A 12517-nucleotide genomic window follows, 5' to 3' on the forward strand; every position below is an offset into this window, starting at 1 on the left:
TGTGAATCAACAAGCTAACAAACTAACCGGCGCTGATTATTTAAAAGCTACACTATGCAGTGCCGTGTATGATGTCGCCCAAGTGACGCCACTGGAACATATGGAAAAAATCTCCACTCGTTTAAAAAATCAAATTTTTGTTAAACGGGAGGATCGTCAATTAGTCCATAGTTTCAAAATTCGTGGCGCCCAAGCCATGATAGCCAGCTTAAGCCCTGAAGAACGTAAATGTGGTGTAGTTGCCGCATCAGCCGGTAATCATGCCCAAGGTGTTGCATTTTCAGCAACTAAATTAGGGATTAAATCGCTAATTGTCATGCCATTAAATACGGCAGATATCAAAGTCGAAGCCGTAAAAGACTTTGGTGGTGAAGTATTACTTTATGGAGCCAATTTTGACGAAGCTAAAGCCAAAGCAATGGAGCTGGCCAAGCAACAAAATCGGATTTTTATTCCACCTTTTGATCATCCACTAGTTATCGCCGGTCAAGGCAGTATTGCTATGGAACTGCTGCAACAAAATGCCAAGCTTGACCGCATTTTTGTGCCTGTCGGTGGTGGCGGACTCGCTGCTGGCATTGCCGTATTAATTAAGCAAATCATGCCATCAATAAAAGTGATTGCGGTTGAACCTGAAGATGCGGCCTGCTTAAAAGCGGCTTTAGTTGCAGGACATCCAGTCGATCTTGATCGGGTTGGTTTATTTGCTGAAGGTGTTGCAGTTAAACGAATTGGTGATGAAACATTTAGACTCTGTCAGCAGTATATTGACGATATCATTACTGTTGATAGCGATGAAATCTGTGCGGCAGTTAAAGATCTATTTGATAATGTACGTGCCATTGCAGAACCATCGGGCGCAGTAGCATTAGCTGGTCTTAAAAAGTATGTCGAACAAAATAACATCTGTGGTGAAAATTTAGCCCACATTTTATCTGGAGCTAACTTAAACTTCCATAATCTACGTTATGTATCTGAACGTTGTGAATTGGGTGAAAAACGTGAAGTACTCTTAGCGGTAACTATACCTGAACAAAAGGGAAGCTTTTTAAAATTTTGCCAATTATTAGGTGGACGAGCAGTCACAGAATTCAACTACCGCTATCATGACGACAAATCAGCTCGCATATTTGTTGGCGTTAAAATTGCCAAAAGCAATGAAAAAGACGAAATCATGCAAGAACTCAGCGCAGCTGGTTATCAAGTTGTCGATCTCACTGATGACGAAATGGCCAAACTACATGTTCGTTATATGATTGGTGGCAAACCATGTCAACCTCTTAATGAACAAGTTTACAGTTTTGAGTTTCCTGAATCACAAGGTGCTTTGCTTAAGTTTTTACAAACGCTAGGTACTAACTGGAATATATCAATGTTCCATTATCGTAGTCACGGTACCGATTATGGCCGAGTATTAGCTGCTTTTGAAATAGATAAATCTAGCCATACAACCTTTACAAAACATTTAACCGAATTGGATTATGGTTTTAATAATGAAACTGAAAATCCATCACTTAAATTATTCTTAACCAATGAATAATTAAACTGCCCCTAAAATAAATTAGGGGCACTTTTGCCTAATAAATAGCATATAATTTAGTAATTAATAATGATGATTTTAATCTGTTTTTTAACAAAAATACTATGTTAAGTGTTATAGTTAAGATATGGGTTATTAAAAAACTGCCTCAATTTTTTAAAGCTTAAAAATAGCTTTCCTTAATTTAATCCGTCCATCTCTACATTACACATAGCTAAACGATAAAACCATTCAGATTTCATTACTTCACCAATTTAGTAAAAATAAAAAGTTAAGGTAAAAGTGAATAAATGTAAATTGGATAACCATTGTTGGAAACAGGGGATTTATTGAAGGCTCCTGTAAACGCGTCCACAACTAAATATTTCTCGTCATTGCCATTACTAATCGTCCAATAGTCGTAGGCAAAGGTAAAGTACATAAATTATTATAATTGAAAATAATATTTAACAATTGCATTCTCATCACTTCCAACTAACTCAAATACCTGCAGCAAAGAGGATTTAGATACATTACTTGGTTCGTCTGAACTCCGTTACGATAATTGAGCGACTGGACCAGTTAGAGTGACTTGAAAGCTTGTACTTGTTACTTCCAATATAGTAACAGTAATACCAGCTTGGAAAACGGAAGGAGGTCATTTCAAAAAAACAGGACTAACTATCTTTAAATCAAAATATACCCAATCCCTCATAGTAAAAAAGTTTTAACCGTAAGATGATTAAATTGAAAATTGAATAATATCAATTTCCAGAATTCCATATTAAAGCTGGATCCGTATACTTATCTATACCATTAACCGATATTTATTGATTAAAATATTTACTGAAAGTCTCTATTCCTCAACAATAACTCCGCCCCAATTGGGGCGGATAGTACTCACCACAAAATCTCTTTTTATCACCCACTTTGTCAGCTTGATTGAAGCTACGAATCAACCACTTTAATAGATTGAATTAAATATTCCGACATTGAAGCTTCAATCTAAAGGATAACAAGTAAAAACTACGCACTAAGGTGTAACACAAGTTACAAGATAAGATTGGTATGAATAATCTGCTATTATGGAACCATTATAGGCAAATACAATAATTTCATATTTATTGGCATCATTTTCGGTACCGTTATCAGTACCATTATTGCTATCACTATCAGTACCGTTATTCGTACCACTATTGATTTTGATGTCGGTAGCCAAATAAGGGATCACACGCGAAAATTGAGCACCTCTGTAACCATACATATAACCCCACTCAGCAAAAAAGCCGTTATCAATTGCACGCGTATGATGATTATCTCGGGAAGGCGATGTAGTGCTGGCGATGTCAGAAACCGGTGCGTTAGTTAGCTCTTGATAATTAGGAACACGGTAACCTATATTCTCACACCAAGATATATTCTTATCTTTAGGTTGAGAGGTTCCTCCTCGATTAACAAACCACTGTTTTAACTGGAAACCATATTTGACGACTTCTTTATTACTTTGAGGGTCTACACCAACTAACTCAAATGTAATAGGTAATACCGGTTTATGTATAGATCTTAAACTACTTGGTTCATCTGAGTCCTGTTGTTTTTCTGTAGCAACTGGACCAGTTAAGGTAACACGAACACTGGTACTTGTTACATCTGTCATTGTAGCTGTGATACCATCATGAGTAACATCCTCCCATAATAAAGCCTTGTTACTACCAATGATGTCTAAATCAAAATATAAATTATTAGCGCCTGTAGTAGGAAAGTTGCGATGATAAGATGATGGGGTAGCAGTTTGAGTAATAAATCCTTTCTTAATATCCCATATTGGTTTAGGACCTGCATAGTCGCCTGAACTAAAAACAAGGTTTGGTGTGGCAAACAAAACTGAAGGCCCGGCCTTCGGATTAATGTAATAAGTCGCATTACTAGAGTTAAAATCACTACTATTAGGTGTTCCATAACGCGTTCTTAATGTTCCGTTAGTACTAGTTAATGTTAACTTATAGGGCGCTTTAGTTCCCATTAATACTTCATTACGCGCAACAGTTTCATTATTTTTATCTACGATAGATAACCTTAGATCACCAGTTACTGTAACATCATCATCCCCATCATCATCCCCCCAATAATTATAAGGTGAACCAATAAGTGCATTTAATCCAATTAAATCAGTATCAATTGGTACGGCCATATCGATATCAGCAAAACTTTCACCAATTTTAGGTAATTCAATAGGGTCATTTGAGTTATATGTTATTGGTGTAAATTTTGTCCCATCAGATAGTGAAATCCACAGTAGATCGTCGATATTTGTAACACGAGTAAGATCGCCGTCAAAGGTTAAGTAAGGTTCATGACCCTGAATAGTATTTGATGTTTGAGATTTTAATGCGTGGCTAAAAAAAGGCGTTATCAATAAAAGAATAAGCAAAATCGTTAAAATAATCCGCCAAAATGAATAAAATAGACTTAACACTTTGAGTAAAGAACTTACGATTTTAAGATAAATAAAACTGTAGTGAAAAACTAAATTTTTACTACTCCTATTAAGCGAACTTAGAACAAGTATGAAGCATGTATTTTCGTGATAATTACAATACATTTTATCAATCCTTTAATTTAATTTAATGATTTACAATATTTTTAAATCTAACTAACTAAACTTTATTCGATTGTTTTAACAAAAAAACGTATTAAAAATGTAGTAACTGAAATAGTCTTTTTAATTTAACTTGTTAACTTCTATAAGAACTTTTACTGAATTGTGTATTAAAATGAGGTTTCAAAGTTTAAATAACTTCCCTCAATTTTTTGAGTAACATACTATTTTCCCCAAAATTAGATCCGTACCTTTTGGAGAGGAGTGTCAGGTATTTGGTTGATAAAACAACCATACTACTTTATCTCACAATCTTTGTGAGATCGATTGCCTCAATGAGGCAAATATTTTATTCACCAGTAGCCTAACTTTATTTTTCAATTCCGAAAATGAAAATTAGACACTAGGAAGTGGTACATAAATCCAAACGTCTATTGAGTATGTCAATAGATAGCGCCATAAAACAGGTTTATAAAGAGCTTTTCGTTTTTGGAACAAACAGAAGCCCAATAATGGTAAACACTATTAAAGTCAGCATTAATCTAATTGTACATACCCCCTCATTTTGATAAGAGTCCATCACAAATTCGGCACTAGTAACGAGCAACTTGCGCCGAAGATATGGCAATCATTATGAGATCATCACACAAACTAACATAATTAGTTAATTAATCAATGAATGATGATAGACGATATTATATACACTACCGTGTATGATTGAAAGTAAGATCATGTTAATTACCCTACAGGGGGCGAATCAATTTTTTAGTTAACACTATATTTTCTCAATGTATTATTAAAGAGTTAATGGTATAGAAACGCAAAAATTTGCTGGTTCATTCAATGATTATATAAGTGTCGAAGTTATACCTAAGGATAAACTTGATGAAGTGTTATATAGAACACCAAATTATATATCTTGGCAACAACAAGTATGGCTATCACAGTGTAATGAACCATGTGCTTTTTTAGCTTATGTTGGTGCAAAAGAGATATTACCTTTTTGAGATGAGCTTATTGAAGATATAGAACAACTGGAACTTTCTGCAGATTTTGTTACAGCTGATTTATCCAAAGATGGGTATATAACTGGATATTTATTTGAATGTCTTCATTGTTCAAAAAAGCGATTACATTTTGATTAAGGATTTAGCGAAGGTGATTGATCAATTGAATCAAGTTTACAAAATTTTAAATACTAAATATCAACGGACGTTTACCTTAATAAAGAATATAAATCGTATATTTAATATTTCATTTAAAAATTTAATTAAATAATTTGTATTGAGGTAACGTTGGGCGTAATCAATAACTGATAATAAGTCTGAAAACGCCCTTATAATCAAAATTTTTAACAATTACAAATTAATATGATCAATGTATCCTTTCACAATATCGACACTATTGGTGAATAATTTTTTTTCGTTGTCATTAAAATCAAGTTCAATAACTTTCTTAATACCATGTTGATCTAAGATTGCCGGTACGCCTATTGCTAAATCTTTATAACCATACTCACCATCTAATACACAACTAAGTGCTAATGCTCGGTGACTATTGGTAAAAATATGTTGGCAGATCTCTGCAATAGTGCTAGCTATACCATATTCAGTACAATGCTTATATTTGACAATTTCAAAGCCTTTGTTTTTAGCTTTTAGTCCAATATCATTAAAATCGATTTTTTTACTTTCTAAATCATTGAGATTGATACCATAAACCGATGAGTGTGACCAAACTGGAAACTGCGAATCACCATGTTCGCCAACAATAAATGCATCAATACTTTGTGGACCAATATCCATCTGTTCTCCCAATAGGCGTCGTAAACGCACGGTATCAAGCCAAACACCAGTACCAATAACTCTATGACGAGGTAAACCAGATAACTTCCAAACTTGATAAGTAATCGCATCACACGGATTAGTAGCAATTAAAAATATTCCTTTAAAGCCACTTTTCATCATACTAGGAATAAGATTAGACATAATTTTAGAAGTACCAGTAAGTTCTTCAGCTCTACTTTTTTGCGCTAATCCGGAGGTAACAGTAATAACGGCAATATCAATATCTGCACAGTCCGTCGATTCACGCAAACTGACTTTAATCATATTTTGTCGATAGGCGGCAGCATCTAACAAATCCTGACCATGACCGTAAGCTAAATCCTTATTAAGATCAACCAGTGCAATTTCTTCACAAAATCCACGATTGACCAATGTATAAGCTGTAGTTGAACCAACATTACCTACACCAATAATCATCACTTTACGTAGTTTCATGTTTAATCCTACCTATTTAAGTTGTCAAATTATAGATATTTCTAACAATGTCATTGATTTCCTATCATCATATACCTTTATCCAACATAAACAACAATTGCCTAACTGTTCATATAAGTATTTATATAAATTTTTTAACAATCATTAATTATAATAATGTAGGCGAATATTTTTTGAGCGGTTAGTGTTTATATGTTAGTCTTTTTGATTAATTAAGGAAAGAAGGAACAAATCAATGAAGAAAAGAGTACTTATAGGACTATCCCTAGCTACCCCCCTAGCTGTTAACGCGCTGAATTTACAAGGCAGCCAAACTTTTACTGAAGAAGTCAATATTCCAATTACTCATGATTTTGAACGCTCTGGAACTGAAGTTTTAGCTGGTATAAATATAACTTCTGGCAGTAACACCATTTTCAAAAATAATGTCACAATAAATATGTCAAGAGACGATATTCATAATCTCGAAAGTGGTGTATACATTCATGGTATTCGATCTTTGAATGGTATAGGCCCTCAGTCATCAACAGTTTTTGATGGTGACCTCAACATTGGTGTAAAAGGGGAAAATATTGATGCTATTGCATTACTTGATAAAAATTCAACAGTTATTATTAATGGAAAAACAACCTTAACTGTTGATAATCCTGATGATTCCGACGCTATTGTGGTATCAAAAGGAAATTTAATATTAAATGGTGAGTCATTTATTAACGGTGATATTTATGCTATTGATAATGGAACAGTTAAAATAAATAATAAATCGATAATAAATGGTGATATATTCACAAATTTTGGTGGTACAGTTATTTTAGACCTAGCTGCTGGATCTAAAATTGTCGGTGAGGTTTCAGCATTTGGTGATCCAGATGATCCCGACTACCCTGGTCAAGATACCACAGGAATCATAAAAATGAATCTGGCCAAAGGCTCTTCTTGGGAAATTGTCGGCGATTACTCTTATATTACTGAACTATCAGGGCAAGGAGATATAACCTTCACTAATTTTACCAGAAGTAATAACTTTGGCGAGCTAGTAATTGAGAATTTAAAAGGTGCTTCAACCTTTAATTTACGCACCGATATTGCTTCACAACAAAGTGATAAAATTATTATCTCAAAATCATCTGACACTAATCGAACTGTCTCAGCAGAAGGCACCCATACGATAAACTTAATAAATAATGGTTCTGCACAAACTACAGGTAATGAAAAGTTAACTTTAGTTGAAATCGATGACAATGCAACAAATACCGCTGAATTTAAAACTAATCATGATGTTGAGCTTGGTGGTTATCAATATAGTTTAAATAAAGATGGGAAAGATTATGTGTTAACTGGTAAGCCGATTACTTCATCAGCTATGGCCAGTGCTGGATTTCTTAATGCCAATTATTTAATGAACTATGTTGAAACTCAAACCCTTTTAAAACGTTTAGGTGATATGCGTACTAGTGGTAAGTTTGGGGATGTTTGGTTACGAGGTTTTACTGGTAAATTAGATTCGTTTTCTGGTGGTAAATTAAGCAAATTTGATATGAGTTACCATGGTTTCCAATTTGGTGCAGATAAACAACTATCTGAAAATTCACCTTTTGTTATTGGGGCTTTTGTCGGGCAAACTTATGGTAATCCGGATTATCGTAATGGTGATGGTTCATTACGTTCATTTAACACCGGGATATATGCAACTTATTTAGATAACAGTGGTTTTTATATTGATAGTGTAGTCAAATATGATCGGCAAAAAAATCACTTTAAAGTTAAAGATACCGCTAATAATCGCATTCAAGGTACAGGGCATTCTAATGGGCTTGGCTTATCAATGGAATTAGGTCAAAAATTCAAAATTAATGATTTTTATATTGAACCACAAACGCAATTCTCTTACAGTCATCAAAATGGTAACACGATTAATGCATCTAATGGGCTTAATGTTAAATTAGGCAACTACTATTCATTACTTGGTCGAGCATCTGCTCTATTTGGCTATGAATATAAATCAGATAAAAATAGCATTAATCTCTATGCTAAAACTGGTATTGTAAGAGAGTTTGATGGCGATACCTACTATAAACTAAATAACCATAAAGAAAGCCACTCATTCAAAGGTAATTGGTGGAATAATGGTGTTGGCATAAACGCCAATTTCAACCAAAAACATAATATCTATTTGGATTTAGAAAGTTCTCCAGGTAATAAATTTGATTTATTACAGGTTAATGGTGGATATCGTTACTCTTTTTAATTCATTATTTAGCTTAAATTTTTATCTATTCATCCCACGTTGATTATTTGGCGTGGGAATTTCCAATTATCTCGCCTTTGACACTACATTAACTATCATTCTAATAGATGTATCTATCTACCCTTTTTTTGTATCTTTATTTAACATTAATCGAATTAGTTATAAAAATAATTTGACTTTCATTAATTAAATGATAATAATTCTCATTAGCATTTAAATATTATAGTTTTGTTATTAGGAGTTTATTTAGAAAAGGATTTCATTCATTTCTAACTAATTTTATCTATAACTTATTTTTATATTTCAATCTAGCTTGAAAAGGTAGTATTTGATAAGGATTCGCTAATGAAATTTAATTTTTTTAAAAGCCGCAGAACATTATTAAACATGATATTAACATCATTGTTAGTTTTAACTGGCTTAGCTAATTCAGCATCGGCTGATGAAAAGAAATTTAAAGTGGTTACCACATTTACCGTCATTCAAGATATTGCCCAAAACGTTGCCGGTGATGCTGCAATTGTTGAATCCATTACTAAGGTAGGAGCTGAAATTCATGAATACGATCCTACCCCAAAAGATATTACTAAAGCTCTTTCTGCTGATTTAGTGCTTTGGAATGGTTTAAACTTGGAACTTTGGTTTAAACGTTTTTTTGAGGATATTAAAGATGTACCTTCAGTTGTAGTTACAGAAGGAATCGATCCAATGCCAATTCAAGAAGGCAGTTATAAAGGTAACCCAAATCCACATGCCTGGATGTCACCAACCTTAGCTTTAACCTATATTGAAAATATTCGAGCCGCTTTTGTTAAATATGATCCTAAAAATGCCGAAATCTATAATAAGAATGCCGCAGATTATGTAGCTAAAATTAAAGCGCTAGATGCCCCACTTCGTGAGCGTTTAGCTAAAATTCCAGAATCACAACGTTGGTTAGTGACTAGTGAAGGGGCATTCAGTTATTTAGCGCGTGATTATAATCTTAAAGAAGCTTACTTATGGCCAATTAATGCCGAGCAACAAGGCACGCCCAAACAAGTTAAAAGCCTTATTGATCTAGTTCGAGCGAATAATATTCCGGTCTTATTTAGTGAAAGCACCATTTCAGATAAACCAGCTAAACAAGTTAGTAAAGAAACCGGTGCTAAATACGGTGGTGTGTTATATGTTGATTCACTTTCAACTCAAGATGGCCCAGTACCAACTTATATCGATTTGTTAAAAGTGACTGTTGAAACAATCGCTAAAGGATTTGAAAAATAATGACTCAAATTTGCTTAAATGTTGATGATATTACCGTGACTTATAATAACGGTCACACCGCAATTCATGATGCAAGCTTTCGCTTAAATGGTGGCACAATCTGTGCGCTGGTTGGCGTTAATGGTAGTGGTAAATCAACACTATTTAAAAGCATTATGGGCATGATAAAACCAACTAAAGGACAAGTGACTTTTAATAATATTTCGGTAAAACAAGCATTGAAGCAAAATATTATTGCCTATGTTCCACAAACTGAGGAAGTCGATTGGGATTTTCCGGTTTTAGTTTCTGATGTGGTGATGATGGGACGTTATGGTCATATGTCTTTTTTACGAATACCGAGTAAAGAAGACAAGAGACAGGTCGATTTAGCACTAGACCGAGTCAATATGTTGGATTTTAAACACCGCCAGATTGGTCAGCTTTCTGGTGGTCAAAAAAAACGTGTTTTTTTAGCAAGAGCTTTGGCTCAGCAAGGTAAGGTATTGTTGTTAGACGAGCCATTTACTGGCGTTGATGTTAAAACAGAAAATGCCATTATCGATCTGCTTAAAGATCTTCGTGATGAAGGCCATTTAATTTTGGTTTCTACCCACAATTTAGGTAGTGTCCCTGAATTTTGTGATCAAGTGGTGTTAATTAACCAAACCGTATTAGCTTTTGGCGAAACAAAAACCACCTTTACACCACAAAATTTGATGACAACTTTTGGTGGTGCTCTACGTTATTTAAGCTTATCAGGTGAACAATTGCATGAGGATGAAGATCCTCGCAAGATGTCGATTTTAACTGATGACGAACGTGCTGCTGTATTTTACGGTGAAGGTAGTGATAGTTCATCTCATCAGGATTTATTAGTCGAACCAACGATAATTGAACCTAAAGGGCAAAACTAAATGGAACTACTTCTAGAACCTTTTACCTATGGCTTTATGTTAAAAGCTATTTGGGTAAGTAGTATAGTTGGCGCCGCTTGTGCATTTTTATCGGCGTTTTTGATGTTAAAAGGCTGGTCTTTAATGGGTGATGCCCTTTCCCACTCTGTAGTACCAGGTGTGGCTGGTGCCTATGCGATCGGCTATCCTTATTCGGTTGGGGCGTTTTTTACAGGATTGTTGGCTGCCTTATCAATAATCATTGTCCGTGCTTTTACTCGTTTAAAAGAAGATGCAATTATAGGTTTTATCTTTTCAACCTTTTTTGCTATTGGCCTTTTAATCATCTCATTAAATCCAACCTCAATTAATGCCCAAACCATTATTTTTGGGAATATTTTGGGAATTGATGATAGTGATATGAGACAAGTGCAAATCATCATTCTGGTTTCATTTATTTTATTACTCTTATTCTGGAAAGATCTGTTAGTGGTGTTTTTTGATGAAACACATGCACGCTCTATTGGTTTAAAACCATTACCATTAAAGATTTTATTCTTCACTATTTTAAGTGCTTGTACGGTTGCAGCTCTGCAAACTGTGGGAGCAATATTAGTCATTGCGATGGTGGTAACGCCAGGAGCAACCGCTTACTTACTCACGGATAGGTTTACAAGGTTATTAATTATTTCAGTGGTTATTGGTGCATCAACTAGTGCAATTGGCGCTTGGATAAGTTATTTTTTAAATGGTGAAACCGGTGGCGTAATTGTGACACTGCAAACCTTAATCTTTTTGACTGCTTTCTTCTTTGCGCCAAGACAAGGATTGATTTCAAACCGTCGTCGAATTAAGCAAGCAAGACGTATTAAAGGGGGAGCAGTATGACTATATTATGGGAGCTTATTTATCATCCCCTAACAATTCCTTTTGTTCAACGTGCTATTCTGGCCGCCTTAGCTACGGGGATTGTTTGTGCTTTGCTGTCATGTTTTTTAGTATTAAAAGGCTGGTCATTAATGGGGGATGCTATTTCTCATGCAGTATTACCTGGTATTGTACTCGCTTATTTAATTGGAATCCCCCTAATGATAGGTGCGTTTGCTTCAGGATTATTTTGTTCTGTCGCTACCGGTTATATTAAGGAAAACAGTCGAATTAAAGAAGATACCGTGATGGGTATTGTTTTTTCGGGAATGTTTGCTTTTGGCTTGGTGTTATTTTCTAAAGTAGAAACATCCCAACATTTAAACCATATTCTATTTGGTAGCGTATTAGGTACTAGTTATCAAGAATTAATACAGATTATTGCTATTGCGGGCATTGTTTCGGTTATAGTGATTGTTAAGCGCCGCGATTTAATGTTGTACTGCTTTGATGCCGTACAAGCCAAAGTGGTTGGTTTACCAGTTAAATTATTGCATTACGGTTTATTAAGTATTTTGGCGCTAACCATTGTTGGATCACTTAAAGCGGCAGGTGTTATCTTAGTTATTGCAATGCTAATTGCCCCAGGTATTACTGCATTTTTGTTAACCAAACGTTTTGAAAAGATGTTAGTGATTGCGGTGATTGTATCAGCTTTTTCGACGGTAACCGGTACATTAATCAGTTTTCATCTAGATGCCTCAACCAGTGCTTGTATTGTGATTTTACAGGCTTTTATCTTTGTTATGGCTCAGTTTTATCGAGTCTATGCTAACCATAAGATAAAACGTTAATTGATCT

General features: G+C 34.6%; 8 protein-coding genes and 1 pseudogene. 7 read left to right on the plus strand and 2 right to left on the minus strand.

Annotated elements, in window-relative coordinates; all coding sequences use genetic code 11:
- The first annotated feature begins 1 nt into the window (after window position 1).
- Window positions 2-1540, plus strand: a complete 1539-nt coding sequence (gene ilvA / locus H3T83_RS07915) for a threonine ammonia-lyase, biosynthetic (RefSeq protein WP_370528023.1) — start codon at window positions 2-4, stop codon at window positions 1538-1540.
- Window positions 1541-2552: 1012 nt separating this feature from the next.
- Here ilvA and H3T83_RS07920 read toward each other — a convergent pair.
- Complete coding sequence (locus H3T83_RS07920) at window positions 2553-3950, minus strand: hypothetical protein (RefSeq protein WP_198215500.1); 1398 nt, start codon at window positions 3948-3950, stop codon at window positions 2553-2555.
- A gap of 980 nt (window positions 3951-4930) precedes the next feature.
- Here H3T83_RS07920 and H3T83_RS11400 point away from each other — a divergent pair.
- A pseudogene (locus H3T83_RS11400) lies at window positions 4931-5263 on the plus strand (CbrC family protein).
- 213 nt (window positions 5264-5476) lie between these two features.
- Here H3T83_RS11400 and H3T83_RS07935 read toward each other — a convergent pair.
- A complete protein-coding gene (locus tag H3T83_RS07935) occupies window positions 5477-6400 on the minus strand; it encodes an L-lactate dehydrogenase (protein ID WP_065578437.1) in 924 nt (307 codons plus the stop codon).
- A 235-nt stretch (window positions 6401-6635) separates the two neighbouring features.
- Between H3T83_RS07935 and H3T83_RS07940 the strand changes: the two genes are divergently transcribed.
- From H3T83_RS07940 to H3T83_RS07960, 5 genes are all read left to right on the plus strand, one after another.
- Window positions 6636-8648 (plus strand): autotransporter outer membrane beta-barrel domain-containing protein, encoded by a 2013-nt coding sequence (locus H3T83_RS07940; RefSeq protein ID WP_065650942.1) that lies wholly within the window; start codon window positions 6636-6638, stop codon window positions 8646-8648.
- Between the two features lie 387 nt (window positions 8649-9035).
- Window positions 9036-9914, plus strand: a complete 879-nt coding sequence (locus H3T83_RS07945; RefSeq protein ID WP_086321044.1) for a metal ABC transporter substrate-binding protein — start codon at window positions 9036-9038, stop codon at window positions 9912-9914.
- Window positions 9914-10810: a manganese/iron ABC transporter ATP-binding protein gene (locus H3T83_RS07950; protein ID WP_065650944.1), complete on the plus strand. Its 897-nt coding sequence runs from the start codon at window positions 9914-9916 to the stop codon at window positions 10808-10810. The genes H3T83_RS07945 and H3T83_RS07950 overlap by 1 nt, the downstream gene beginning before the upstream one ends.
- A complete protein-coding gene (locus H3T83_RS07955) occupies window positions 10811-11677 on the plus strand; it encodes a metal ABC transporter permease (RefSeq protein ID WP_065578440.1) in 867 nt (288 codons plus the stop codon).
- Window positions 11674-12510 (plus strand): metal ABC transporter permease, encoded by an 837-nt coding sequence (locus H3T83_RS07960; protein ID WP_065650945.1) that lies wholly within the window; start codon window positions 11674-11676, stop codon window positions 12508-12510. Before H3T83_RS07955 ends, H3T83_RS07960 begins: the two co-directional genes overlap by 4 nt.
- The last annotated feature ends 7 nt before the right edge of the window (window positions 12511-12517 follow it).

This window comes from Gilliamella sp. M0320, from assembly GCF_016101635.1.
In the GTDB taxonomy this organism is placed as follows: Bacteria; Pseudomonadota; Gammaproteobacteria; order Enterobacterales; family Orbaceae; genus Gilliamella; species Gilliamella apis.

Coding starts and splice junctions, on each gene's coding strand:
- H3T83_RS07935 (WP_065578437.1), bottom strand. CDS start 6,400: ATGAAACTACGTAAAGTGATGATTATTGGTGTAGGTAATGTTGGTTCA.
- H3T83_RS07940 (WP_065650942.1), top strand. CDS start 6,636: ATGAAGAAAAGAGTACTTATAGGACTATCCCTAGCTACCCCCCTAGCT.
- H3T83_RS07955 (WP_065578440.1), top strand. CDS start 10,811: ATGGAACTACTTCTAGAACCTTTTACCTATGGCTTTATGTTAAAAGCT.
- H3T83_RS07945 (WP_086321044.1), top strand. CDS start 9,036: ATGATATTAACATCATTGTTAGTTTTAACTGGCTTAGCTAATTCAGCA.
- H3T83_RS07950 (WP_065650944.1), top strand. CDS start 9,914: ATGACTCAAATTTGCTTAAATGTTGATGATATTACCGTGACTTATAAT.
- H3T83_RS07960 (WP_065650945.1), top strand. CDS start 11,674: ATGACTATATTATGGGAGCTTATTTATCATCCCCTAACAATTCCTTTT.